Origin of the sequence: Sphingomonas sp. 2SG, from assembly GCF_005503285.1 — a bacterium.
In the GTDB taxonomy this organism is placed as follows: domain Bacteria; phylum Pseudomonadota; class Alphaproteobacteria; order Sphingomonadales; family Sphingomonadaceae; genus Sphingomonas; species Sphingomonas taxi.
Window position 1 is genome coordinate 77351 of the sequence record NZ_SCMZ01000009.1, and the last position, 25169, is coordinate 102519.

At 68.2% G+C, this 25169-nt stretch carries 23 protein-coding genes, 1 tRNA gene and 2 pseudogenes; 9 read left to right on the forward strand and 17 right to left on the reverse strand.

Annotated features, from left to right (window positions below):
* The first annotated feature begins 66 nt into the window (after positions 1-66).
* Positions 67-570, forward strand: coding sequence for a hypothetical protein (locus FFS23_RS05905; RefSeq protein WP_137897851.1), 504 nt, complete (start codon positions 67-69; stop codon positions 568-570).
* Here the strand turns inward: FFS23_RS05905 and FFS23_RS05910 are convergent.
* Together FFS23_RS05910 and hemB are read right to left on the reverse strand one after the other, a co-directional pair.
* Positions 567-2753, reverse strand: a complete 2187-nt coding sequence (locus FFS23_RS05910) for a hypothetical protein (RefSeq protein WP_502702115.1) — start codon at positions 2751-2753, stop codon at positions 567-569. The two genes, FFS23_RS05905 and FFS23_RS05910, sit on opposite strands and share 4 nt — an antisense overlap.
* 16 nt (positions 2754-2769) lie before the next feature.
* A complete protein-coding gene (gene hemB / locus FFS23_RS05915; RefSeq protein WP_038659025.1) occupies positions 2770-3762 on the reverse strand; it encodes a porphobilinogen synthase in 993 nt (330 codons plus the stop codon).
* 88 nt (positions 3763-3850) lie between these two features.
* On the opposite strand from hemB, the gene FFS23_RS05920 reads away from it, so the two are divergent.
* Entirely contained in the window at positions 3851-4735 is an 885-nt protein-coding gene (locus tag FFS23_RS05920) for a diacylglycerol/lipid kinase family protein (RefSeq protein ID WP_137897853.1), read from the forward strand.
* Between the two features lie 131 nt (positions 4736-4866).
* Here the strand turns inward: FFS23_RS05920 and FFS23_RS05925 are convergent, their stop codons facing one another.
* The 6 genes from FFS23_RS05925 to FFS23_RS05950 all read right to left on the reverse strand — a co-directional run bounded on the left by FFS23_RS05925 (position 4867) and on the right by FFS23_RS05950 (position 14310).
* Positions 4867-6300, reverse strand: coding sequence for an MATE family efflux transporter (locus FFS23_RS05925; RefSeq protein WP_137897854.1), 1434 nt, complete (start codon positions 6298-6300; stop codon positions 4867-4869).
* Between the two features lie 321 nt (positions 6301-6621).
* On the reverse strand, positions 6622-9312 hold the full coding sequence (locus FFS23_RS05930) for a valine--tRNA ligase (RefSeq protein ID WP_137897855.1): 2691 nt from the start codon (positions 9310-9312) through the stop codon (positions 6622-6624).
* 56 nt (positions 9313-9368) lie between these two features.
* Positions 9369-11405, reverse strand: a complete 2037-nt coding sequence (locus tag FFS23_RS05935) for an alpha/beta hydrolase family protein (protein WP_137897856.1) — start codon at positions 11403-11405, stop codon at positions 9369-9371.
* A 120-nt stretch (positions 11406-11525) separates the two neighbouring features.
* Positions 11526-12065: a DUF2497 domain-containing protein gene (locus tag FFS23_RS05940; RefSeq protein WP_137897857.1), complete on the reverse strand. Its 540-nt coding sequence runs from the start codon at positions 12063-12065 to the stop codon at positions 11526-11528.
* A 40-nt stretch (positions 12066-12105) separates the two neighbouring features.
* The gene (locus tag FFS23_RS05945) at positions 12106-13611 is read right to left on the reverse strand and encodes a TolC family outer membrane protein (RefSeq protein ID WP_137897858.1); all 1506 of its coding nucleotides are present in this window, start codon (positions 13609-13611) and stop codon (positions 12106-12108) included.
* An 18-nt stretch (positions 13612-13629) separates the two neighbouring features.
* On the reverse strand, positions 13630-14310 hold the full coding sequence (locus FFS23_RS05950) for a protein-L-isoaspartate O-methyltransferase family protein (RefSeq protein WP_137897859.1): 681 nt from the start codon (positions 14308-14310) through the stop codon (positions 13630-13632).
* Between the two features lie 156 nt (positions 14311-14466).
* On the opposite strand from FFS23_RS05950, the gene FFS23_RS05955 reads away from it, so the two are divergent.
* Positions 14467-14811 carry a hypothetical protein gene (locus tag FFS23_RS05955; RefSeq protein ID WP_137897860.1) on the forward strand — a complete coding sequence of 115 codons (345 nt, stop codon included), beginning with the start codon at positions 14467-14469 and terminating at the stop codon, positions 14809-14811.
* A 7-nt stretch (positions 14812-14818) separates the two neighbouring features.
* On the opposite strand, the gene FFS23_RS05960 is transcribed toward FFS23_RS05955, so the two are convergent.
* Positions 14819-14892 (reverse strand) — tRNA-Cys (locus FFS23_RS05960).
* A 42-nt stretch (positions 14893-14934) separates the two neighbouring features.
* On the reverse strand, positions 14935-15381 hold the full coding sequence (locus FFS23_RS05965) for a (deoxy)nucleoside triphosphate pyrophosphohydrolase (RefSeq protein ID WP_249340542.1): 447 nt from the start codon (positions 15379-15381) through the stop codon (positions 14935-14937).
* Positions 15382-15412: 31 nt separating this feature from the next.
* Here FFS23_RS05965 and FFS23_RS05970 point away from each other — a divergent pair, with 31 nt between their 5' ends.
* Together FFS23_RS05970 and FFS23_RS05975 are read left to right on the forward strand one after the other, a co-directional pair.
* The gene (locus FFS23_RS05970) at positions 15413-15613 is read left to right on the forward strand and encodes a Flp family type IVb pilin (protein ID WP_038658998.1); all 201 of its coding nucleotides are present in this window, start codon (positions 15413-15415) and stop codon (positions 15611-15613) included.
* A 123-nt stretch (positions 15614-15736) separates the two neighbouring features.
* Positions 15737-15904: a Flp family type IVb pilin gene (locus tag FFS23_RS05975; protein WP_038666264.1), complete on the forward strand. Its 168-nt coding sequence runs from the start codon at positions 15737-15739 to the stop codon at positions 15902-15904.
* 70 nt (positions 15905-15974) lie between these two features.
* Here the strand turns inward: FFS23_RS05975 and FFS23_RS05980 are convergent, their stop codons facing one another.
* The 4 genes from FFS23_RS05980 to FFS23_RS20575 all read right to left on the reverse strand — a co-directional run bounded on the left by FFS23_RS05980 (position 15975) and on the right by FFS23_RS20575 (position 19973).
* Positions 15975-16922, reverse strand: coding sequence for an acetyl-CoA carboxylase carboxyltransferase subunit alpha (locus FFS23_RS05980; RefSeq protein ID WP_038658995.1), 948 nt, complete (start codon positions 16920-16922; stop codon positions 15975-15977).
* Positions 16923-16932: 10 nt separating this feature from the next.
* The gene (locus tag FFS23_RS05985) at positions 16933-17850 is read right to left on the reverse strand and encodes a tyrosine-type recombinase/integrase (protein WP_283214442.1); all 918 of its coding nucleotides are present in this window, start codon (positions 17848-17850) and stop codon (positions 16933-16935) included.
* The gene (locus FFS23_RS05990) at positions 17847-19640 is read right to left on the reverse strand and encodes a hypothetical protein (RefSeq protein WP_171009382.1); all 1794 of its coding nucleotides are present in this window, start codon (positions 19638-19640) and stop codon (positions 17847-17849) included. Before FFS23_RS05990 ends, FFS23_RS05985 begins: the two co-directional genes overlap by 4 nt.
* Positions 19641-19847: 207 nt before the next feature.
* Entirely contained in the window at positions 19848-19973 is a 126-nt protein-coding gene (locus FFS23_RS20575; protein ID WP_283214443.1) for a hypothetical protein, read from the reverse strand.
* Positions 19974-20058: 85 nt separating this feature from the next.
* Here FFS23_RS20575 and FFS23_RS05995 point away from each other — a divergent pair, with 85 nt between their 5' ends.
* The 3 genes from FFS23_RS05995 to FFS23_RS06005 are packed head-to-tail and all read left to right on the forward strand — an operon-like array spanning position 20059 to position 21865.
* Positions 20059-20628 carry a shikimate kinase gene (locus FFS23_RS05995; RefSeq protein ID WP_081974304.1) on the forward strand — a complete coding sequence of 190 codons (570 nt, stop codon included), beginning with the start codon at positions 20059-20061 and terminating at the stop codon, positions 20626-20628.
* The gene (aroB, locus tag FFS23_RS06000; protein ID WP_137897862.1) at positions 20625-21725 is read left to right on the forward strand and encodes a 3-dehydroquinate synthase; all 1101 of its coding nucleotides are present in this window, start codon (positions 20625-20627) and stop codon (positions 21723-21725) included. The genes FFS23_RS05995 and aroB overlap by 4 nt, the downstream gene beginning before the upstream one ends.
* Positions 21725-21865 (forward strand): DUF2256 domain-containing protein, encoded by a 141-nt coding sequence (locus FFS23_RS06005; protein WP_081974303.1) that lies wholly within the window; start codon positions 21725-21727, stop codon positions 21863-21865. Before aroB ends, FFS23_RS06005 begins: the two co-directional genes overlap by 1 nt.
* Before the next feature lie 77 nt (positions 21866-21942).
* Here the strand turns inward: FFS23_RS06005 and FFS23_RS06010 are convergent, their stop codons facing one another.
* Both FFS23_RS06010 and FFS23_RS06015 read right to left on the reverse strand, forming a co-directional pair.
* Complete coding sequence (locus FFS23_RS06010; protein WP_137897863.1) at positions 21943-22278, reverse strand: hypothetical protein; 336 nt, start codon at positions 22276-22278, stop codon at positions 21943-21945.
* A 110-nt stretch (positions 22279-22388) separates the two neighbouring features.
* Positions 22389-24443: a putative bifunctional diguanylate cyclase/phosphodiesterase gene (locus FFS23_RS06015; RefSeq protein WP_249340544.1), complete on the reverse strand. Its 2055-nt coding sequence runs from the start codon at positions 24441-24443 to the stop codon at positions 22389-22391.
* On the opposite strand from FFS23_RS06015, the pseudogene FFS23_RS20705 reads away from it, so the two are divergent.
* Positions 24392-24547: pseudogene (locus FFS23_RS20705) on the forward strand (hypothetical protein); the annotation flags it as partial. The gene FFS23_RS06015 and the pseudogene FFS23_RS20705 overlap by 52 nt on opposite strands.
* On the opposite strand, the pseudogene FFS23_RS06020 reads toward FFS23_RS20705, so the two are convergent.
* A pseudogene (locus tag FFS23_RS06020) lies at positions 24491-24949 on the reverse strand (GAF domain-containing protein); the annotation flags it as partial. The pseudogenes FFS23_RS20705 and FFS23_RS06020 sit on opposite strands and share 57 nt — an antisense overlap.
* Positions 24950-25169 lie beyond the last annotated feature (220 nt).

Consider the following 25169-nt stretch of genomic DNA (forward strand, 5'->3'; position numbering starts at 1 on the left):
GATAGCAGACGTTTCGCCCGGCGCAAGTGCGTTGCGCCATTTTCTGCGCGCGCATAGACCGATGGCATGAAAACCGCCCCCCTGCTCGCACCCGTGCTCGTCCTCCTCCCGCTCGCCGGCTGCGCGCACGATGCGACGCCCTATCCGTCGCTGGCCCCGCGTGCGGTGGAGAAACTGGGCTTCGCCGAACCGGCGGTCGCGATCGTCGAAGCCAAGCCCGATCCGGCGCTCGATGCGAAGATCGCCGACTGGCAGCGCACGCTCGATACGATCGCCAAGGGGTATGGCAGCGATGCCGCCAAAGCCGACGCCGCCGCCGGCCGCGCGCGGGGCAAAGGCGTCGGCAGCGATGCCTGGCTCGATGCGCAGTCGGCACTGGCCGGACTGGACGACTGGCGGGCGCAGACCTCGTCGCTGCTCACCGATCTGGACCGGGCGGCGACCGACCGCGCCGCGGCGCTCGCCCCCGCCTATCCCGCAGTCGCCACGCTGCGCGAACGGATCGTCGCCGAGGCGGATCGACAGAGTGCCACGATCGACCGGCTGCAGGCGATGCTGCCCGCCGCCTAGCGACGCCACTTGAGCAGCGGCAGGATCGTCGAATAATCGTCGGTCCAGGCGACGAAGCCGGCGCGCGGGGTAAGCGGCACCCAGCGCGCATCCGCCTTGCCCAGCGCACGCATCGTCGCCGGGGCCCGCGACAATGCGATCCACTGGCTCGGCGAGGCGACGGGCGTGGGCTGCTCGGGTTGATAATAGAGCTTGGCCGCCCGCCAGCCGCCCGCCTGCGCCGCGGCGGCGACGACCGGCTCGAGATCGAGGAAGCGGTTGGAGATATGGACGAGCAGCAGCCCCTTGGGTTGCAGCACCCGCGCATAATCGCCGAACGCCTCGCGCGTCATCAGATGCATCGGAATCGCGTCGGACGAGAAGGCATCGAGCGCGAGCAGGTCGAGGCTCGCCGGCCGGTCCGCCTCGATGCTGATCCTCGCGTCACCGATACGGATGTCGGGCCGCGGCAGGCAGTTCCTGAGATAGGTGAACTGGCCGGTGTCGCGCGCGATCCGCACCACCGCCGGATCGATCTCGTAGAAGCGCCAGCGCTGCGCCGGCTGCGCATAGCAGGCGAGCGTCCCGGTCCCCAGTCCGACCACCCCGACCCGCGCCGCCGGGCCGTACAGCCCGTCGAGTGCCTCCATCGCGCGGCCGATGCCGGAGGGCGGCGCGTAATAGGTGGTCGGCAGCCGTTCGAGCACCGGGCTGCCGATGAACTGGATGCCGTGTACCGTCGTGCCATGGTCGAGCTCGCGTACGCCGCGCCCGTCGCGGATCGTGTAGACGCCGAAATAGCTGCGCGTCCGCGCGCCCTGTTCGAGCGACAGCTCCACCGCGCGCCAGCCGCCGAAGATCACCAGCGTCACCGCCAGGATCATCGCATAGGACAGGCGCGCACCGACCGAGATCACCCCGATCAGCGCAATGCCGATGAAGGTCAGCCCCTGATGCCCCTCGCCGAACAGCGCCGCCGGCCCGCGGAAGGTCAGCGCCGTGAGGAGCACCAGCGTCGCCACCACGCCGGCATAGGCGAGGCGGCGCTTCGTCGGCGTCGTCCACAGGCTGCGGATGCGGTGCGTCAGGAACACCTGCGGCACGAGCAGCCCGGCCGCGAAGATCAGGATCGGATATTCGTAGGTCCAGTCGAACACCACCGGCGCGATCAGCGCGGCGAACACGCCGCCGAGCGCGCCGCCGAACGCCATTGCGAGGTAGAATCCGGTCAGCCGGTCGGGCTCGGGCCGCAGCCGGTACATCTGGGTGTGCAGCGCGACCGACGCCATGAACAGCAACGTCAACGCGATGGTGAGATTGACCAGCGGCGATTCGTTGAAGCCGCCGATCATTACCCCGCCGAACATCAGGATGGTGATCGGCGCGATCCGGGTGAGCAAATCCGCGATCTCGCGGTTGGCGGCGAAGGCGATCGTGAAGCTGAGCAGATAGAGGCCGAGCGGCAGCACCCACAGCAACGGCATCGCGACGATATCGGTGGTGATATAGGTCGAGGTCGCGAGCATCAGCCCCGACGGCACCAGCGCGAGCGCGACCCAGTGCATTATCCGTCGCCGCGTCGCCGGTACGCTGGTCGGCCGCGCGACATCGGCGCTCGCCCCGCGCGGCAGGCGGAACGCGCAGGCGATCACGAGCACGATCAACAGTACATAGCCGCCGCTCCATAGCCAGCTCTGCTGGCGTAGCGCGAGCAACGGCTCGACTAGCAACGGATAGGCGATCAGCCCGCCGAAACTGCCGAGGTTGGACGCCGCATAGAGCGCATAGGGATCGCCCTCGCGGCTCGCGATGCTGAACCAACGTTGCACCAGCGGCGCCTGCGCGGAGACGGCGAAGAACAATGGTCCGATCGATGCACCGAGCAGCCACGGCACCCACAGCGCCGGGGTGACGCCCGCCGGACTGCCGGTCAGCGCGAGCCCGATCGGCAACCACGCCGCGCCGACCAGCAGCACCCCGAGGTGGATGATCACCTGCAACCACGGCCGTACCCGCGCCAGCGCGTGCGCATAGGCGTAGCCGCCGAGCAGCAGCGTTTGATAGACGAGCATCGCCGAATTCCACACGGCGGGCGCGCCCCCGAGCCGCGGCAGCGCCATCCGCGCGACCATCGGCTGGACGAGGAACAGCAGGAACGATCCGGTGAGGATCGTGACCACGAAGGTGATGCGGCAGGCGCGCATGGCGCCCTCCGTTGACTCAGCCATTCAACAGTCGCGCCGCATGCGCCGCGTGATAGGTCAGCACGCCCGAACAGCCGGCGCGCTTGAACGCCATCAGCGTCTCCAGCACCAGCGCGTCGCGCTCGCCCGCGCCGGCGGCGACCGAGGCCTCGAGCATCGCATATTCGCCCGACACCTGATAGGCGAACACCGGCACCTCGAAGCGCGTCTTCACCCGCACGATGATGTCGAGATAGGGCAGGCCGGGCTTGACCATCACGCTGTCCGCGCCCTCGGCAAGGTCGAGCGCGACCTCGCGCAGCGCCTCTTCCGCGTTCGAGGCATCCATCTGATAGGTCTTCTTGTCGCCCTTGAGCAGCCCGCGGCTGCCGACCGCGTCGCGGAACGGGCCGTAGAAGCCGCTGGCATATTTGGCGGCATAGCTCATGATCTGGACGTTGTGGGCGCCCTCGCCTTCGAGCGCGCTGCGGATCATGCCGATGCGGCCGTCCATCATGTCCGACGGCGCGATGATGTCGGCGCCGGCGCGCGCCTGGTTGAGCGCCTGCTGGATCAGCAGGTCCGCGGTCGAATCGTTGACGACATAACCCGCCGCGTCGACCAGCCCGTCATGGCCGTGACTGGTATAGGGATCGAGCGCGACGTCGGTCAGCACGCCGACCTCGGGCACCGCATCCTTGATCGCGCGGATCGCACGGCACATCAGATTGTCCGGGTTGAGCGCCTCGCGCCCGTCGTCGGTCTTGAGCTCGGCCGGCGTGAACGGAAACAGCGCGACGCAGGGGATGCCGAGATCGTGCGCTTCTTTCGCCCGCGCGACGATGCCGTCGACCGACCAGCGCGACACGCCGGGCAGGCTGTCGATCGGCTGTTCGACGCCCTCGCCCCCGACGATGAACATCGGCCAGATCAGATCGGCCGGGGTCAGCACGGTTTCGGCATGGAGGCGGCGGCTCCAGCCGCTCGAACGGGTACGGCGCAGACGGAGCGCGGGATAGGCAGCGGTCATGACGCATCCTGCTTGACGGGTTAGGCTGGCTTTGAGGGATCGCGGCGCACTTGCCAAGCGTTGCGCGCCCGTAACCGATCGGAACCCCATGACCCAGTTCACGTCCGCCGCTCTGATCGTCAACGCCAAGTCCCGAAAAGGTCAGGCCCTGTTTGAACGCGCATGCAAGGCGTTGAGCGGACTACCTTATCCCGTCGATGCCCATGCCGTGGAAAACCCCGACGACCTCGTCGAGACGGTGCGCAACGCGCTCGCCAAGAAACCGCAGCTCGTCATCCTCGGCGGCGGCGACGGCACGATCAGCGGGCTGGTCGACCTGCTCGTCGGCCATGACGTGGTGCTCGGCGTCCTTCCGCTCGGGACCGCCAACAGTTTCGCGCGTACGCTCGGCCTGCCGATGGACGTCGAGGGCGCGATCGAGGCGATCCGCACCGGCGTGCGCAAGCGCATCGACCTCGGCCGCATCGACGGCGACTATTTCGCCAATTGCGCGGCGATGGGGATCAGCCCCCAGATCGCCGAGACGGTGCCGCACGGCCTCAAGAAGGTGCTCGGCCGGATCGGCTATCTCGGCTGGGCGAGCTGGCAGTTCGCGCGGTTCAAGCCGTTCATCCTGACCGTCGACGACGGCAACGAGACCAAGACGATGCGCGTCGTCGAGGTGCGCATCTCCAACGGGCCGTATCACGGCGGCACCTGGCTGGTCGACGAAGCCTCGGTCAATTCGGGCGAAATCGTCGTGCAGGCGGTCACCGGCCGCTACAAACGGACGCTGGTGAAGAACTGGGCAGCGAGCTTCTTCGGCCACGAATCGCGACATCAGGATACGGTGAGCTTCTCGGGCAAGTCGTTGCGTATCGACACCAAACCGTCGCTGCCGATCTCGATCGACGGCGAGGTGCTGGCACACACGCCGGTGATGGCGGAGGTCGCCGCCGGGGTGATCGAGGTGATGGTTCCGGCCTCGGGGTGATCTGCTGCGGATACGGGGAACGGGCTTCACTGTAAGGCGCGGAGAGGCGGGGTCTTTGCAGGGCGATGCGAACTCCCACCGTTTGCCCTGAGCCTGTCGAAGCCTGCCCCCTTCGCATCTTCGCACGCAAGTCATCCCACCGGCATCTGCTTGGCGGTCGGTTCGGTGGCGGCCTTGGCGTGCTCCTCGCCCTCGACCGCGGGCAGCAATTGCCCCTTACGCCAGCTGCCGTAGCGGTAATAAGCGATCGTCATCACCATCGATGCCGCCGAGCCGGCCGGGAAGCTCCACCAGATCGCGTCGGCGCCCCAGCTCGGTTGCAGGGCATAAGCCAGGCCGAGCCGGATCGGAAAGAGCGCCACCGCCAGGATCAGCAGCGGCCCGACCACCGCGCCATTGGCACGCACCGTCGCCGACAGCACCATCGAGACGCCGAACAGCAGGAAGCTCGCCGAGCCGATGATATTGATATGCGCCGCGAGATCGATCGAACCGGCATCGCTGCCGAGGAACAGCCCCAGTGCGGCGCGGTCCAGCACCGCCACCGCGACGATCAACGCCGCCGTCATCGCGAGGTTGAGCAGCAGCCCCGATCGCGTGATCCGCGCCACCCGGTCCCAGCGGCCCGCGCCGATATTCTGCGCGACCATCGCACTCACCGCTGCGCCCACCGACATCGCCGGCATCTGGATATAGGTCCACAGCTGGCTCGCCGCGCCATAAGCGGCGGTGGTCGTCGTGCCGTAACCGTTGACCAGCCCGATCATCGCCAGCGCCGATCCGGTCGCGACCAGCATCTGCAACCCCATCGGCACGCCCTTGGTGACGATCGGCCACAGCAGCGCCGGATCAGGGATCAAATAGCGCCACTCCGCGCCGCGCAGCCGCACGACGAGATCGCGGCGATAGACATAGGCGAGCAGCGCCGCGAACGACACGGTATTGGCGATGAAGGTCGCCGTCGCCGACCCGGCGATGCCGAGCGCCGGGATCGGCCCCATGCCACGGATCAGCACCGGATTGAGCAGCACGTCGATCAGCGATCCCAGCGCCATGAACTTGAGCGGCGTCATCGAATCGCCTGCCCCGCGCAGCACCATGCTAAGCAGCACCGCCAGAAAGCTGGTCGGCATCGCGATGAAGATCACTCGAAGATAGGAAAGTGCCAGCGGATAGGCGTCGACCGGGGTGCGCAGCGCGGTGAGGATCGCCGGCGCGGTCATCCAGCCAGCCGCGACGACGAGCAGCGACAGGATCGCGAACAGGCCGTGTGCGGTGCCGACCACGCGGCGGACGCCGTCGATATCGCGCCGGCCCATCGCCTGCCCGATCAGGATCGTCGCCGCCATGCCGAAGCCGAACACCGCCGACACCAGCAGGAACATGACTAGCCCGGCATTGGTCGTCGCCGCCAGCGCGCGCTCGCCGAGCAGCTGGCCGATCCAGATTGCGTTGATCGAGCCGTTGATCGACTGGAGCACGCTCGACCCCAAAGTGGGGAGCGCGAAGAGCAGGAGCGTCTTGCCGATCGGCCCGGACGTCAGGTCGCGTTGCGGTCTCGCCATTCGTGGTGCCCCTCCTGCGCTCGCATCTGCGAGGGCGCGGCCTTACGCGATAACCGCGTCGCCGCGAAGACGTGGCGATCGTTCAGTCGGGTCGAGCCTTCACCGTCTACCTGTCACCCCGGACTTTTCCGAGACCACTGTAAAGCCCACCAGTGCTCCTGCGTACGCAGGAGCCCAGGGTTCCGAGCACCATAAGGCGTTGTTTTCTCCTGGCCCTGGGCTCCTGCTTTCGCAGGAGCACTTTGCTGTTCCAGAAGCGATGCGGACTTACGCACAGGTTTCCACTTGTTTCAAGGATGACGGCGGGATTGGTTCGATCGCCTATCCCAGCCGCGCAAGCGCCGCCGACAGCCGCTCGGCCTCCGCCGCCTTGTCGGCATGGTCTGCCTTGGCCTTCTCCACCGCTTCGGGCTTGGCGCGCTCGACGAAGCTCGGATTGCCGAGCCGCCCCGCCAGCGCGTCGCGCTCCTTCGTCGCCGCGGCGATCGCCTTGGTCAGGCGGGCGCGCTCGGCATCGAGATCGATGATGCCGTCGAGCGGGATGACATAGGTCGCCTCGTCGACGACCAACTGGATCGCCGCTCCCGCCGGCGCAGGCGCGAACGACACCTCCTGCAAGCGCGCGAGCTTGCGCAGCGCGGTATAGGCGCCCTCGACCCGCCGCTGCGTCGTCGCGTCGGCATCGCGGACATAGGCGGTGAGCTGCGTGCCCGGCGCGATGCCGAGCTCGTTCTTGGCGGTGCGCACCTCGCCGATCAGGCGAATGCGCCATGCGATATCGGCCATCGCTTCCTGATCGATATGCTCGCCGTCGACCAGCGGCCATTGTGCGACGATCAGGTCGTGGTCGCGTGGCGCCATCGCATGCCACAGTTCTTCGGTGATGAACGGCATGAACGGGTGGAGCAGGACGAGGATCTGGTCGAGCACCCAGCCCGCCACCGCGCGTGTCTCGGCGGCATGCTCCGGATACGTCAGCGCATCCTCGCCGAGCGTCGGCTTGATGAGCTCGAGATACCAGTCGCAGAAGCGATTCCAGACGAACTGGTAGATCGCCTCCGCCGCCGCGTCGAAGCGCAGGTCAGCAAGCGCGAGGTCCATCGCCTGCACCGTCGCGATCGTCTCGCCGATGATCCACTGGTTGACCGCCAGCGTCGCCGCGGGCGCCTTGCCCGGCGTCGAGCCGCCGATGCCGTTCGCCTGCGCGAAGCGGCTGGCGTTCCACAGCTTGGTCGCGAAGTTGCGATAGCCCTCGACGCGCTTCTCATCCATCTTGATGTCGCGGCCCTGGCTCTCCATCGCCGCCATGAAGAAGCGCAAAGCATCGGCGCCATATGTGTCGATCAGCCCGAGCGGATCGACGGTATTGCCCTTCGACTTGGACATCTTGGCGCCATCGGCGGCGCGGACGAGCCCGTGCAGATACAGCGTCTTGAACGGCACTTCCTGCATGAAGTGCATGCCCTGCATCATCATCCGCGCATCCCAGAAGAACAGGATGTCGAAGCCGGAGATCAGCACGTCGTTGGGGTAACGCCCGCCGAGCGTCGGGTCGTCGTTCTCCGGCCAGCCGAGCGTCGCGAACGGCCACAGCGCCGAGGAGAACCACGTGTCGAGCACGTCGGGGTCGCGGGTCAGCGCGACGCCCTCCCCGGCCCGCGCCTGCGCGGCCTCCTCGGTCTCGGCGACATAGGCCCTGCCGTCGGCGTCGAACCACGCCGGGATCTGATGTCCCCACCAGAGCTGGCGCGAGACGCACCATGGCTGGATATTGTCCATCCAGTTGAAGAACGTCTTTTCCCAGCTCTTCGGCACCATTTTGATCGCGCCGGACTTCACCGCCTCGATCGCCGGCTGCGCCAGCGTCTTGGCGTCGACATACCATTGGTCGGTCAGCCACGGCTCGATCACCACGCCGGACCGGTCGCCGTACGGCGTCTGGATCGTGCGCGGCTCGGCGTCGTGTTCGACGCCCTCCTTGTCGACGTGCGCGATCAGCACGCCCTCGGCCTTGAGCCGTTCGACGATCGCCCCGCGCGCCGCGAACCGGTCGAGCCCGATCAGCTCGGCCGGGATCAGCCCGTCCGCGGTCTGGCAGACCTGCGCCTTGGCATCGAGCATGTTGAGCATGTCGCGCGCCTCGATGCCGGCGCGACGGCCGACTTCGAAGTCGTTGAAGTCATGCCCCGGCGTGATCTTGACCGCGCCGGATCCGAGCTCGGGATCGGCATGGTCGTCGGCGACGATCGGGATCAGCCGGCCGGTGATCGGCAGCTTCACCTGCTTGCCGACCAGGGCGGTATAGCGCGCATCCTCGGGGTTCACCGCCACCGCCATGTCGGCGAGCATCGTCTCGGGTCGTGTCGTCGCCACCTCGATGAAACCCGAGCCGTCGGCGAGCGGGTAGCGCAGATGCCAGAATTTGCCCGCGATCTCCTTGGTCTCGACCTCGAGATCGCTGATCGCGGTGCCGAGGCCGGGGTCCCAGTTGACCAGCCGCTTGTCGCGATAGAGCAGGCCTTGCCGATGCAGCTCGACGAACACCTTGAGCACGGCCTTCGAAAAGCCCTCGTCCATCGTGAAGCGTTCGTTGGCCCAGTCCATCGAACAGCCGAGCCGGCGCAGCTGGCGGGTGATCTCGCCGCCGCTCTCCGCCTTCCAGTCCCAGACCTTGGCGACGAAGTCCTCGCGGCTGAAGTCGGTGCGCTTCTTGCCTTTCGCGGCCATCTGCCGCTCGACGACCATCTGCGTCGCGATGCCGGCATGGTCGGTGCCGACCACCCACAAGGCGTCCTTGCCCTTGAGCCGCGCATGCCGCGTCAGGATGTCCTGCAGCGTATTGTCGAGCGCATGGCCGATATGCAGCGAGCCAGTGACGTTGGGCGGCGGGTTGACGATCGTCCACGGCTCGGCGTTGGGCCGGTCGGGGCGGAACAGGCCGTTCGCCTCCCAATGCTGGTACCAGCGGGTCTCGATGGCGGCGGGGTCGAAGGTCTTGGGAAGCTCGGTCATGCCCCGCGCTTTAGACGGGGAGGGGGTGATTCGTCACCTCCCCGTCTGCGCGGCGGTTACTTCGCCGTCCAGCGGTCCATCCAGCCGAGCACTTCGCGATACCATTGCCGCGAATTGTTGGGTTTCAGCACCCAATGGTTCTCGTTCGGATTGACCAGGAGGCGCGACGGGATGCCGCGGCGCTGGAGCGCGGTGAAGGCGGCGATCCCTTGCGTATAGGGAATGCGGAAGTCCCTCTCGCCGGTGATGACGAGCTGCGGCGTCTTCCAGTTCTGCACGTAATTGACCGGGTTCCATTTCTCGAACGCGGCGGGATCCTCGTAATAGGCCTTGCCGCCGTGTTCCCATTCGTCGAACCACAATTCCTCGGTTTCATAGGCCATCGCGCGCGCATCGAAGACGCCGTCGTGCTGGACGATGCACTTGAAGCGATCGGGCCACCGGCCCTCGATCCAGTTCATCATATAGCCGCCGTACGACGCACCAAGCGCGCAAGCCCGGTCGCCGTCGAGCCAGCCGAATTTGTCGGTCGCAGCCTTGAGCCCGGCTTTCAGGTCGTCGAGCGGCCAGCCGCCCCAATTGTTGCTGATCGCGTCGGTGAACGCCTGACCGTAACCGGTGCTGCCGTGGAAATCGACCGCGACCAGCCCATAGCCGGCGCCGGCGAATACCGCCGGGTTCCAGCGATACGACCAGCTGTTGTCGCTCGATCCCTGCGGGCCGCCGTGGACCATGAAGGCGACTGGCACCTTGCCGGTGCTGCCCGCCGGCTTGACCGCATAGCCCCAGACGGTGTCGTTGTTCGCGCCGGTGAAGCTGAAGCGCGTCACGCTCGGCATATCGATGCCGGCGAGCTTGGCGGCGTTGACCTGCGTCAGCCGCACCGGTTTGCCCTTGCTCGCGACGGCGTAGAAATCGTCGGGCGCGGTCAGGCTATTGAGCGCGATCACCGCGCCCTTCGGCGTCGCCGCCACCGCGGAGACATGGCCCTGCTGCGTCAGCCGCGTCACCTTGCCGCTCGCCGGGTCGACCGCGAACAACGGGTTTTCCTGCGTGTCCTGCACGCTGACGTAGAGGCGCTTCGAATCGGGCGACCAGGCGATTGAGGACACCGACCGGTCCCAGCTTTCGGTCAGCGCACGCACCTGCCCGCTGGCGAGATCGCGCAGCATCAGCACCTGCCGGTCCGCCTCGAAGCCGGGTCGCTTCATCGCCACCCAGGCGAGACTGCGGCCGTCGGGCGAAACCGTCGGCAGCGTGTCGGTGGCGCGGTTCGCCGGGGTCAGATTAACCGGCGCGCTCGACCCGTCCGCAGGCGCCGACCAGATATCGAGATTGGTCGACAGTGGCTCGGTGGTGCCGGCGATACGCAGCGCGAAATAGACGGTCTTGCCGTCGGCGCTCCACGACACTTCCTCCCCGCCGCCGAACGGGCGCGAGGGGGCGTCGCCATCGAGGCCGTGTTCGATCGCCACGCCGTCGCCCGGCGCGCCCGCCGCGGTCAGGGGCAGGACGAAGAGCTGCGAATGGCTGCCGTCGACCCATGTATCCCAGTGCCGCACGAACAATTTGTCGTAGACGCGGCCCTCGCCAGCCTGCGGGTCCTTCTTCTCGATCGCCGGGGCGAGGCTCGGTGCATTGGGCTTGCGGTCCGCCCAGACGAGGATGCGGTCCGCGGTCGGCGCGACCTTGAAGCCGCCGAACCCGCCCTGGAAGCCGGTCAGCTTGCGCGGCGCGCCGCCGGCAACCGGCACCGACCAGATCGCATCGTCGCCGCCCTTGTTGGAGCTGAAATAGACGGTGCCGCCGACGATCTGCGGATCGTTCTCGTTGACCTCGGGCTCGGCGACCAGCGGTTCGGGCTTGGCGCCCTTGCGCGACAGGTCGAGCCGCCAGAGGTCGTAGCGTCCGCGATTCGCGGCGAGATCGGTCTCGCGTTGCGCCCAGACCATCCATTTACCATCCGCGGAGACGGTCGGCGCCCCGATCCGGCTGAGCGAGGCGACATCGTCGATGGTGAGCTGGCGGGCGGCGGCGGGTGCGGCAACGACCGCGACGGTGGCGAGCAGGCTCGCGGCGAACAGGGTTCTCATGCGCGGCAGGTTAGGCAGAAGTCCGCGGCGGAGCAACGGGTCGCCGGCTACCGTGTATCCGCCGTAAACCGTCATCCCCGCCGAGGCGGGGATGACGCATAGTGATCGAAGGGAAACCCCTCAGCGCATCTGCGAGGTGATCTTGGCGATCTCGCGCGCGACCATCGTCTCGACCATCTCGGGCAGATGCGCGTCGAGCCACTCGCGCAGCATCGGGCGCAGCATCTCGCGGACCAGACCCTCAAGCGTACCTTCGCTCTCGGGCTCGGGCTTGACGAGCAGCTTGCTCAGCGTTTCCAGCGAGCCAAGGCTGGCGGCGGCGGCACGGTTGGACAGGATCGGTTCCTCGGACATCGGCGTCTGAACGGCTGCGGCGCGCGTCGGTTGCGGCGAAGGGGCGGGTTGCGGTTGTGCCTGGGCACGCGGGGCGGGCACCGGCTCGACGTCGGGCTCGGGTTCGAAATGCGGCTGCGGCTCCGGGATCGGGGCGTGCAGCGACGGCATCGGATCGCTCAGCTCGAGCACTTCTGCCGCTTCCGATTCGATCGGCTGGGGCTGCGTGCGGGTCCGGCGCGAGCGCGCCTGCGTCCCCTCGCCTTCCTCGGCGATGATCCGTTTGATCGACGACAGGATCTCTTCCATCGACGGCTCCGCGCTCATATCCCCCATGATCCTGACGTCCCTACCCTTTTCGACGCCGTTATTGGCGGCTTGGCGATGCAGCACCTGTCGTCAGACCGGGGCTCCTGTCAACCGGCGTGTTGAGCAAAGGGTCGCTCGGCTTCGCAACGGCAGCATTTTGTGCCGGCGTCTGCGCGGTCGATACCGCCACCGGAACCGGCTCGCCGTCGCTGCCGTAATCGCTGATCCGGTTGCGCACGCGCTTGTAGTTGACGGTCGGATCGTACAGCGCACCCCCGTCGAGGCCGAGGTCGCGCGCCTCGGCATTGCCCATCGCGGCGAGCAGCGCGAAGCCGGCGACATAGGCGTCGCGGCGGGCGCTCACCAGCGTCACCTGGCTGTTGAGCAATTCCTGTTCGGCGTTGAGGATGTCGAGAATCGTGCGCGTGCCGACGCTGTTCTCGGCGCGCACACCTTCGAGGCTCAGCTTGTTGGCGTTCACCGCGGTCTCCGACGAGGCGATCACCTGCTGCGACGATTGCCACACGGCATAGGCCGACCGCACCTGCGAGATCACCGCGCGCTCGGTCGCGGTGACGTTCTCCAGCGACTGGCCGCGCAGCGCCTCGGCCTGGCGGATCTGCGCCGCGGGGCGCCCGCCCTGGAACAGCGGCAGCGTGACCTGGAGACCTGCCGATGCGGCGGTGCCCGAATTGGGCAAGCCTGAACCGGCGGGAAGCGTCTGGAGATAGTTGAAATAATTCGGCCCGGCGACGACCGACAGGCGTGGTAGCCGGTTGGCGCGTGCGACGTTCACGTCATAGCGGGTCGCATCCGCCTGACGCCGCGCGGCGATCAGGTTGGGATTGTTGTTGAGCGCGACGCTCATCGCCGCATCGGGTGCAGTGGGCAGATTGGGCAGCGCCGGCGGCTCTTCGAGCGCGACCGGCGGCGTGCCGACGATCTGGATATAGGTCTCGCGGCTGGAGATCAGCTGCGCCTCCGCCTGCTGCAATTGCGCGCGAGCCAGCGCCAGCCGCGCCTCGGACTGGGCGACATCGGTGCGGGTCAGGTCGCCGACCTGGAACCGGTCGCGGCTCGCGCGCAAATTGACCTCGAGCACCCGCACGTTCTGCTGGTTGAGCGAGGTGATCGCCTCGTCGCGGATCACGTTCATATAGGCCGCGACGACGTTGGTGAAGGTGCTCGCCTCGGTGCCGCGCAGCGTCGCGCGGCCGGCATCGACACGCGTCTCGGCGGCGCGCACCGCATTCTTCACGGCACCGCCCTGGAAAATCGGCACCGACAAATTGAGCGATCCCGCCGCGGTCCGCTCGGGATTGGCGAAGTTGTTGTTCGCCTGCAGGAAATTGTCGGTGAGCGACCCGGACACGTTGACGCCCGGGATGCCGTTCGACCGCGCGATCGGCACGTTTTCGTCGCTCGCGCGCTGCGCGGCGCGCTGCCCGGTCAGCGTCGGGTTCGATGCATAGGCCTTGGCCAGCGCCTCGCGTAGCGTCTCCGCGCTCGCCGGCGCGGCAACCCCCAGCAGCGCCGCGCCCCCCAGCAACAATCCCCGCATCATCCCCCCGTTTATCATTGTCTAGAACTTGAAACCCTGCGGCGTCGCGAAGCCGGGCAGCACGACGCAATCGCAGTCGAGGAACGGCGACAGTCCGAACCCGCCTTCGGTCTTGCGACCGCTGGCGAGCCGGATCACGCCATGTTCGGTCAGCCCGGTGACGACGCGGCCGCCCGTCTTGATCTGATCGACCAGCGCCTCGGGCAGATGCTCGACCGCGCCGTCGACGATCAGCACGTCATACGGCGCGCCGTCGGAATGGCCGGCGGTGAGCGGTCCCTCGACGAGGGTGACGTTCGGCGTTCCGGCCAGTCCGTCGCGGGCCAGCGCGACGAGCGCCGGGTCCTGCTCGACCGCGATCACCTCGGCGACGATCTGCGCGAGCAGCGCCGCGGTATAGCCGCCCGCCGCGCCGATCAGCAGCACGCGGTCGCCCTTCTCCAGATAGGCTTCGGTCAGCAGCCGCCCGGTGACCATTGGCAGGTTGATCGCACGGCCGCCGCCGACCGGCAGCGCGGTGTCGCGATAGGCGAGACGGCGCGATTCGGCGGGGACGAACATCTCGCGCGGCACGGTGTTCATCGCCACCAGCACGCGCTGGTCGCTGACCGCATTGGTGCGCAGCTGGCTGGCGACCATCGCCTGCCGCATCACCGCCAGATCGGTGGAATCGTGCTGGATGGTGTCGACGCTGATATTCATGCTGATCCCTCTCGCACAACCGTATTAGCTGCGCAATACACTTCGTGATGAACCGGCTTGTATCGCGCGCGATGCGTCGCGCCAAGCGGACGCAGGCGTATTGCCGTGCGGCGGAACGGATGGCCAGCATCGTGCACAGTCCGTATGAGGCGCGGCATGCTTCCTGCGACCTATCACAAATTCATCGACTGGATCGGCGACGGCACCGGCCTTCCCGATACGATCCTCCACATCCACGCCGGTATGGCGGTGCTGATGATCGCCCGGCTGCTCACCCGCCGCTCGCTCGGCAGCTTCGTGCCCTGGTCGTTCGTCGTCCTCGCCGAGGCGTTCAACGAGGTGATGGACCGACTGAACTTCGGCTCGTGGCGCTGGGAGGACACGACCTCGGACGTCCTCAACACGCTCTTCTGGCCGACGGTGATCTGCCTCGGCCTGCGGATGCGGCCGATGCTGCTGCCGCGCGACGCGGCGCGGGTGAAAATGTCGGAAACCGCATAACGGAGATTGGAGGCCCGACCGGGAATCGAACCCGGGTGCAAGGATTTGCAGTCCTCTGCGTCACCACTCCGCCATCGGGCCTCGACGCGGGAGGGCGGCTGATGATCGGTTTTGGCCGGACCGTCAACCGCCGATTTGCAAGAAACGCTCCAGCATCGCCACCAGCGGCACGTCGGCGGGCGGCATCGCCAGCGACCGCATCGCCGCGGGCTCGACCCAGGCGAGCGCCGTCGCCTCCAGCGCCTGCGGAACGCCCTGCCAGCAGCGTACGACGTAGAGCAGCAAGAGCAGGTGCCGCTCGCCGAGCCCGGCGCTGGCGAAGGTCAGCGGCACCAGCGCCGCCGGATCGACGGTGATCGCCAGTTCCTCGTCCAGCTCGCGGACGAGTGCGGCCTCGGGCGCCTCGCCGGGCTCGATCTTGCCACCGGGGAACTCCCACAGGTCCGCCATCTGCTTGCCGGGTGGCCGGCGCTGGAGCAGCACCCGACCGTCGGCGTCGATCAGCGCCGCTGCGACGACCGGCATCAGTCGCACCGGCATCGGCGTCGTTTCGGACCTGTCGTCAGCCATTCCTTAAATTTCTCCAGATAGTTGATCGGCCATGTCAGGCCATACGCCCCCTCGCCGCCGGCGCCGCGCGGCGGCCGATCTCCGGCGCGATTCGCGGGGCGCCACCGCCGTGGAATATGGCCTGATCGTCGCGCTGATCGTCATCGTCATGGTGGTCGCGCTCAAACAGGTCGCCCGGGCCAATACCGATGTCTGGCAGCAGGTCAGCACCAAAGTGGTCAACGCCGGCTGACCTCGCCCTCAAAAAAGCTAAACTGGTTTAAACGTTTAGCAACCTTGCGCCGGTTATGTCCGCCCTGCTGCTCCGGTTCACCGGTTCAGCCGGGTGACTGAAGTGTCGATTATGGAGACCGGAATGCAGACGATTCGCAAGTTCATCAAGAACAGCAAGGGCGCGACCGCCATCGAATACGGCCTGATCGCAGCGCTGATCGCCGTCGCCGCGATCGCCGCGATGCAGGGCCTCGGCAACAAGCTGAAGACCACGTTCAACAACGTGTCGACGAACATGTCGGCGACCTGATCCCACCTTCGGGTAGGATCGATGCGAAGGGCGGCGGAACTCCGGTTCCGCCGCCCTTTTCTCGTGAGGCTTACAGGCGGCCCATCGCCAGGAACTTCTCGCGCCGGTCCTGCCGCAACGTCGCGGCGTCGCGGTGATCGAGGCCAGCCAGCGCCTCGTCGAGCGCGTCGCCCAGGGCACGAATCGCTTCGGCGGGATCGCGATGCGCGCCGCCGAGCGGTTCGGGGACGATCGTGTCGATCACGCCGAACGTCTTGAGATCCTGCGCCGTCACCCGCATCGCCTCGGCCGCGTCCGCCGCCTTGTCGGCGGTGCGCCACAGGATCGAGGCGCAGCCTTCGGGGCTGATCACCGAATAGATGGCATGTTCGAACATCAGCACGCGATTGCCCGCCGCCAGCGCCACCGCACCGCCCGAGCCGCCCTCGCCGACGATCGCCGCGACCACCGGTACGCCCGCCGCCAGACACGCCTCGGTCGAGCGCGCGATCGCCTCGGCCTGGCCGCGCTCCTCCGCCTCGATACCGGGGAAGGCGCCCATCGTATCGACCAGCGTCACCACCGGCAGGCCGAATCGGCTCGCCATCTCGACCAGCCGGATCGCCTTGCGATAGCCCTCGGGCTTGCCCATGCCGAAATTGTGGCGCAGCCGCGTCGCGGTGTCCGACCCCTTCTCATGGCCCAGCACCATCACCTTGCGGCCGCGGAAGCTGGCGAAGCCGCCCATGATCGCCTGATCGTCCGAAAAGGCGCGGTCGCCCGCCAGCGGCACGAACTCGTCGAACAGCCCGGCGACATAGTCCTTGAAATGCGGCCGTTCCGGGTGCCGCGCGACCTGCGTCTTCTGCCACGGGGTCAGCTTCGCGAAGGTATCGCGCAACAGCTTGTCCGACTTGGCCTGCAGCCGCGCCAGATCGGCCGCGATGTCGATCGTGCCGTCCGCCGCGGTCGCGCGGAGTTCGTCGATCCGCCCCTGCAGCTCGGCAATCGGTTTTTCAAATTCGAGGAAGCTCGCCATGGAACGCCGGTTACGGGCGACGCGCGCGTCCGTCAACGCGCCCGGGATCGCCGAGCGGGTGGCGCGCATTGACCAGCTCGACCAGCCGGCTCGCATCGACATGCGTGTAGATCTCGGTCGTCGCGATATCGGCATGGCCGAGCATCGACTGCAAGGCGCGCAAATCGGCGCCGCCGGCAAGCAGATGTGTCGCGAAGGCGTGGCGCAGCACGTGCGGGCTCACCCGGTCGGGCGCGATGCCCGCCTCCACCGCCAGCGCCTTGACGAGCTGGTAGAGGCGGATGCGCGACAAATGTCCCTTGCCCGATGGGAAGAGCCACGGCGTCTCGACCGCGACGTGCCCGCGCCACGCCGCTACTGCCGCCCGCGCGCGGTCGGACAGCGGCACCAGCCGCTCGCGCCCGCCTTTGCCCTTGAGGATCAGATAGGGCCGGTCGGGATGGACGGCATTGCGCGGCAGGCTGACCAGCTCGGTCGCGCGCAGCCCCGATCCGTAGAGCAGCTCGACCAGCGCCGCGAGCCGCAGGTCGTTGGGCAGCGGCCGTTCCACCCCGATGCACGCGGCGATCGGCGCGAACAGCCGTTCGACATCGCCATGGCCCAGCACCTTTGGCAGCGGCCGCGCTGCGCCGGGACGCGGCAGCGCCTTGCCCGGATCGTCGGCGCGATGCCCCTCGTCGACAAGGAAGGCGTAAAAACGCCGCAACGCCGCCGACTTGCGCGCGACGGTGCTCCGCGCCAGCGCGCGCCAGTCCTCCGCCAGCACCTGCAACCGTGCATCATCCGCCGCGACGAGCCCGCCCGGCACCGACGCCGAGGCGAGCGTCAGGTCGCTGCGATAGGCGGCGATCGTATTCGTCGCCGCGCCGGCCTCGGCGACGAGCATCTCGAGGAACCGCTCGATCAGCGCGCGGTCGCCGCTACTCACACCCGCGCGAGCGCCTCGGCGGCGATCATCCGCGCCTCGCCCTCCAGCCCGACCGCGCGCAGCGCGCTGACGATCCGGTAGAGCATCGCCGGCGGCACGCCGCGCCATTGCGGCGTCTGCATGCCAATCGCGGCAAGGAGCACCACCGTCCCCGGCTGGCCATCGGATGCGGCACGATCGATCGCACGCGTCCAGCTGTTCTCGGCGCCGATCTTCACGTCGAGCGCCGCCGCGGCGCGTTCGGTATCCTCCTGCGTCAGCCGGCCGAGACCGGCGAGGCCGGCGAAGAACAGTCGCTGCTTGAGCGCGGCATTGCCGCTGCCCGCATAGGACGACAATTGCCGGTAGCTCAGCCGCCCGCCGCTGTCCGGGTCGGCGAGCGCGATCATCGCCCAGGCGTCGCTGCCCTCGTCGACCGCGGCCCGCCAGCGCGCCGCGCTGCGATCGAGCCCCGCGGTCAGCATCGACGTGACGAGCTGCGGCGCGTCGGCGATCCCGGTCCGTACCGGCAGCCGCGCCGCGGCGCGCGCGGTCAGCACCAGCCGCGGATAGGCGGGCGTGGTGCCCCACAGCGCGCGCAACGCGGTCAGCCGCGTGTCCATGTCGCCGCCGATGTAAGCGGTGCGCAGGTCGTTGATCGACGCGGCGACTGGCGCCGGCGTGTCGTTGGCCGCATCGAGTGCGCCGTACAGATCGACCAGCGCCGCGGCGGACAGCACCCCCTGCCCCGCCGCTGCCTCCGCCGATGTCAGTCGCTCGGCCATCGGGATCCCCGGCGCGAGCGCATACCAATAACGCGCCTGCGGCCCCACGGTCGCGAACATGTCGGCGGGAATCGTGACTCCGGTCGCCGCGGCGAGGCCGAAACGCCAGGCGGTCAGCGCGTCGACGCCCGCCCATTCGATCGTCACCGCCTGTCCGCCACCGGGACCGGCACCGACCACCTTCTGCGCCAGTTGCAGGTCGATTCCGGTCGCGACGTTGCGCTTGCGCGCGGCGGTGACGAGCGCCTTGGCGCGCGCCGGTTCGCCGGCGAGCCCGGCGCACATCGCCTGCGCCAGCGTCCAGCCCCGCTCGCGCGTCGCCGCGAAGCCGGCATCGGCGATCGGGCACAATTCCGCCGGATCGCCGGTCGCCAGCGCGGCGTTCATCGCGACCTGATAGAGTTTGGGCGTGTAGCCGGCATTGTCGACGCTCTGCACGACCGCACGCGCGCCGACCGCCTCGCCCATGCGCAGCAGCAGCCACGCGCGTTCGGCGGCGAAATCGGCGCCATGGACCTGCGCCGGCGTATCGAGCTGCGCGACCAATGTCCGCCGCAGCAGGATCGACAGCCAGCGCGACGGCAGCGGCGCGGCGACGCGGCGCATCAGGCCTTCGAGATAGCGCCCGTCCGCCTCGCCGAACGCATCCGCGGCGAGCGCGCCCTCGCGCTCCCCCGCCGGCCCGACCCGATCGAGCGACCGGCGCGCGGACAGCGGCATCTCATATTGGGCGAGCACCGCCGGATCGACGGTCGGCGTCGGGCTCGGCGTGGCGCTCGCCACCGGTGCCGGCAGGTCGAGCGGCAGCGGCTGGACGAGCCCGGTGGCGGCGGGCGCCGGCGCGGCGATCGTGCCGGTCGGCGTGGTACGGGGCGTTGACGCGGTTGCGCGCGCCGAGGGTGCGGGAGCCTGCGCCGGTTCGCCGAAGCCCGGCGGCAGGATCGATTCGGGCCGCTCCTGCGCATAAGCCGCAACGGCGGCGGCGGTGATCGCGACGGCGGCGACGCCGCGCGTCAGTCGACGCATGCCTGAGCGCCGCCTATGCCCTGAAACCGCTGCCAAGATTCCCCCGTCATGCCGGACTTGTTCCGGCATCCACCGTTCCGCAGGCGACTGATCCGTTGCTCCTGCGGCACCGTGGACCCCGGAACAAGTCCGGGGTGACGGCGTGGATGGAGCAGTCGGATCGCTCATCGCCAAGCCACTGTCCAGGCGACACGCACAGCGTACGCCCTAGCTGAGGTTGGCAAGCGTCACGGCCTTTTCGACATGCGTCTGCGGCCGCTCCGAAGCGCGGCCGGCGAGCAGGAACAGGCCGCCGCCCACCACGACGAGGAGCACGATGACGGAGAGGACCAAGCGAGACATACCGTACCTTAGGACACGTAAAAGACGGATGCGGAGCTTTTGCCCCGTCCGGACCCGCTGTATAGCGCTCCATTCCATGTTGCAAAGCGCTCATCCCCCGGCTGCCGCCCCTGCCCGCCACGATCCCGCTCGGCCGATCGTGCTGGTGGGGCTGATGGGCGTCGGCAAGTCGACCGTCGGCCGCCGGCTGGCGAACCGGATGCGCCTGCCCTTCGTCGACGCCGACACCGCGATCGAACAGGCCGCCGGCATGACCGTTGCGGAAATCTTCGCGCGCTTCGGCGAGCCCTATTTCCGCGACGGCGAACGCCGCGTCATCCAGCGGCTGATGGACGGCACGCCCAAGGTGATCGCCACCGGCGGCGGCGCCTTCATCAACGACGAGACGCGCGCGTTGATTCTAGCCGAGGCGACCGCGATCTGGCTGCGCGCACATCCCGACGTGCTCGCCGAACGCGTAGGCCGCCGCGACACCCGCCCGCTGCTGCGCGGCAAGGACCCGCGCAAGGTCCTCGCCGAGCTCGCCGCCATCCGCAACCCGATCTACGCCGAGGCGCATATCCACATCACCAGCAACGCCGCCCCGCACGAAACCACGGTCAATGCGATCCTGAAAGCGATCGGCCATGGGCGGCACGCGGCATGAGGACCGTCACCGTCGAGCTCGGCGACCGCCGCTATCCGATCCATATCGCGGCCGGGCTGCTCGCAAGCGCCGCCGACCATCTCGCCCCACTCGCGCGTGGCCGCACGATGGCGATCGTCACCGACGAGAACGTCCGCCCCCATGCCGACACGTTGCAGGCGGTGCTCGCCGCCGCCGGGGTGCGGAGCGAGGCGATCATCCTGCCGCCCGGCGAGAAGACCAAGAGCTGGGAGCATCTCGCCGGCCTGTGCGACCGGCTGCTCGACCTCGGCGTCGAGCGCGGCGACCATGTCGTCGCGCTGGGCGGCGGGGTGATCGGCGACCTCGTCGGCTTCGCCTGCGCGATCCTCAAGCGCGGCTGCCACTTCGTCCAGATCCCCACCACCCTGCTCGCGCAGGTCGACAGTTCGGTCGGCGGCAAGACAGCGATCAACACGCGCGCAGGCAAGAATCTGATCGGCGCCTTCCACCAACCGTCGCTGGTGCTGATCGACCCGTCGCTGCTCGACACGCTGCCACTGCGCGAAGTCCGCGCCGGTTATGCCGAGGTCGTCAAATACGGCCTGATCGACGATCCCGCCTTCTTCGAATGGTGCGAGGCGAACGGCGCGGCGCTGCTCGCCGGCGATCCGGCGGCGCGCGACCATGCGATCGCGCATGCCGTCGCCGCCAAGGCGCGCATCGTCGCCGCCGACGAGCATGAGATCAACGGCACGCGCGCGTTGCTCAACCTCGGCCACACCTTCGGCCATGCGCTGGAGGCCGAAGCGGGCTTCTCGCAGAAACTGATCCACGGCGAAGGCGTCGCGGCGGGCTGTTCGCTCGCCTTCGCCTTCTCCGCCGCGCAGGGTATCGGTTCCGGACAGGACGCGGGCCGCGTCGCCGCGCATTTTCGCAGCGTCGGCCTGCCTGACGGTCTCGCCGCCGCCGGCATCGCCGCAAGCGGCGCCACGCTGGTCGACCATATGCGCCACGACAAGAAGATGGCGGCCGGCACGCTCCCTTTCCTGCTCGCCCGCGGCATCGGCCGGACCTATCTCGACAAATCGGTGGACCTCGCGGATGTTGCCGCATTCCTCGACGCGCAGCCACGCTGATGCCCAACGGCATCGCCAAGGGCAATCTGCCGACCAAGATCTGCCCGGCGTGCGAGCGCCCCTTCGCGTGGCGCAAGAAATGGGCGCGCGACTGGGACTCGGTGATCTATTGCTCGGACGCCTGCCGCAAGAAGCGCTAGGCGTCCGGAAGGACAACGGTCGGGTAACCGCATGGATTTGGTGGGCCTGTCGAATGGCAGTGCCACCATTCGGACGTTCAGGACGTCCGGGTTCGCATCGCAACCCTACCGGCAATGAATGAGACCGCTGCGGCTGGAACTGCCAGGATGCACAGGAAGAGCAATCCTGCCGCGAGCAACGGGCCTGTTCCGGCGTTGATCCACATCACTGGCAGCTGCGAGAACGTGATGATGACTCCGGCCAGCCACCCGTGGCTTCTCGATAAGTACCCGGCGACCGCCGCCAATGCGAGGGAGACGGGATACCAGAATATCCAATAACCATCGCTATCCCAGGGCTCCTGCGCTCCCGTCACCTCACAAACCAGCTGCCAGTACAATCCGCTGGCGAGCAGCAGGGCAAGAAGCTTCATCAATCGCGCATTCATGCCCGGTTGTTCTCACATCGCCGCCCGGGTGCCAACCTGCGGATAAGCCTTCGATGTCCGCCCGTGATCGCTCGCCCGGCGATGCCAACGCCTCCTCACCCCGTCGCGGCGATCCCCGGCACCAGCGATCGCGGCTTGAGCAGCATCGCCTGCCGCACCTCGCCGGGGTCGGCGAGCATGCGCGCGGGCTTGCCGATCAGATAGCCCTGGATCGCCGAACAGCCCTCGCGCGTCACGATCGACAGTTGCGCAGGCTGCTCGATCCCCTCGGCGAGCACCGACATGCCGAGCGTCCGGCCGAGCGCCGCCACCGACCGGAGGATCGACACCGCCTGGTCGTCATGGTCGATCGCCGACACGAACGAGGCGTCGAGCTTGATCCGGTCGAACGGGAACGAGCGGAGCACGTCGAGCGACGAATAGCCGACACCGAAATCGTCGAGCGCGATGCCGATTCCCATCGCCTTGAGCGCCTGCAACTGGTCGAGTGCGAAGTTGCGATCGTGGATGATCGCGCTCTCGGTCAGTTCGAGCACCAGCCGATCGGGCGGCAGGCCGCTGTCGGCGAGCGCCGCCGCCACCGTCTCGACCAGCCGCGGGTCGGCGAGATGCTTGGGCGACAGATTGACCGCAACGATGTGCCGGTTGGTCCACAAGGCCGCCTCGAAACACGCCTGACGCAGGATCCAGATGCTCAGCGGCACGATCTCGCCGCTTTCCTCCGCCAGCGGAATGAACACCAACGGCGCGATCCGCCCCCGGGTCGGGTGGTTCCAGCGGACCAACGCCTCGTAACCGGTGATCTCTCCGGTTTCGACCGACGCCTGCACCTGGTAATGGAGTTCGAACGCCTCCGCCTCGACCGCCGCGCGCAGATCGGTGACCAACTCGCGGCGCGCGCGTACCGCCTCGTCCATCTGTGCATCGTAGAAACACGGTTCCGGCGAGCGCGCCGCCTTGGCGCGGCTCATCGCCAGATCGGCCTTGGCGAGCAGCGCATCGGGATCGAAGCCGTCGTGATGCGCCAGCGCGACGCCGATATTGGCGTCGATCGTCGCGCTGAAGCGGTCGAACACGAACGGCGTGGCGAACGCCGCGCGCAGCCGCAGCAGGAAGGCATCGAGCTCCTCCCCCGCGTCATAGGAGATGATCGCGGCGAATTCGTCGCCGCCCAGTCGCGCGATACATTCGCCGGGACGCAGGCTTGCGGTCAGCCGCGCCGCCAGCGCCATCAGCAACTGGTCGCCGGCCTGATGGCCATAGGTGTCGTTGACCACCTTGAACCGCGACAGGTCGAGCATCACCGTGGCGAGCCGGTGGTAGCCGCCGTCGATGCGGAAGCGCCGCTCCAGCTCCTCGGTGAAATGCATCCGGTTGGGCAGGTCGGTCAGCGCATCGTGCAGCGCCATGCGCCGCAGCCGCCGATACGATTCGCCCTGCGTATGGCCGTCGATCAGCGCGCTCACCGCGGCGCCGCCGATGACGATCATCGCCGCGATCGCGGTGGTGATCGCCAGCGTCGTCATCGTGACGTCGGACAATCCCTCGCCCAGCGTCAGCGCGGTGATCGACAGCGCCGCCATGCCGGTGAAATGGAGCGTCGCCACCGCCAGCGCGAGCGTCGCCGCCGCACCGACGTTGCGCCAGCCGCGGCGGCGCCTGAACATCGCGAACGCGGCACCCGACAGCAGCATCGCGCAAATCAGCGAGGCGACGACGAAACGCGCGTCCCAATGAACGATGCCGTCGACGCGATAGGCAGCCATGCCGAGATAATGCATGATCGTCATCGCCATCCCGACGATCGCGCCACCGCCGAAGCGCGCCGCGAGCGGCCGCCGCGCCGCGATCGCCAGCCCCGGCGCGGCCAGGACGATCACCGCGAGCAGCGAGGCGAGCGTCAGCAGCGGATCGAGCACCACCGGCGCGCTGGCGCGATAGGCCATCATCGCGACGAAATGCGTCGCCCACACCATCGTGCCGATGCCGACCGCGGTGAGCCCGATCCAGCCGGTGCGGCTGGGGCCGGGTGCCAGCGCGATGCGGCGGAAGGTCTGCAACGTCGCCAGCGAGCCGAGCAGCGCCACCGCCAGCGCCAATGCGACGAGCCGCAGGTCATGATCGTGTGCGAGACAAGCCACCACCCGCATCATGCGGCGTAGCCGAGGATATCGAGCCGCGCCTCGAGCGCCTGCGACGCCTGACGTGCGAGCCCGAGCAGATAGGCTTTCTGATCGGTCGAGGCGGGCGGACGCTCGACGGTATCGACGACGCACAGGGCGCCGACATCGACCCCGCTCAGCAGCCGTAGCGGAGCGCCGATATAATAACGGATGTGCGGCTCGCCGACCACGCCGGGCAGCTTGGCGAAACGCGGATCGTCGAGCGCGGCGCAGCATTCCAGTACGCCGTCCCGGTCGAGCGCGAAGCTGCAGAACCCGGCCTGTCGCGGCATGCAATGCAACGCGATACCCCGCGCCGCCTTGATCGCCTGCACGTCGTCATGGATCAGCGACAGCGCCGCGATAGGCGCGTGGAAGGCCGCAGCGGCGGCACCGACGAAACGATCGAACGCCGGCTCCGCCGACGCCTCAAGGCGGGCAAGCCCATGCACGGCTATCGAGCGGCGACGCTCGCGCAACAGGCTCTTGAACATCCCCGACCCACTATCATCCCGACGAGTATCGACAATGGCCGTAAGACGTTAACAAATGTTGCAAATCTAGCGACGGGAAGCCGTACTGCCGGGCAAAGGCACGATCAGGCGATCGTCTCGCCTGCGCGGTGGTTAGGCCACTTTCTTCGGTGGCTGTTCGCGATTTTCTATTGCGCGTGGCGGAGGGACGCTAGGAGGGGGGTGGAAGGCACGCCGGGGG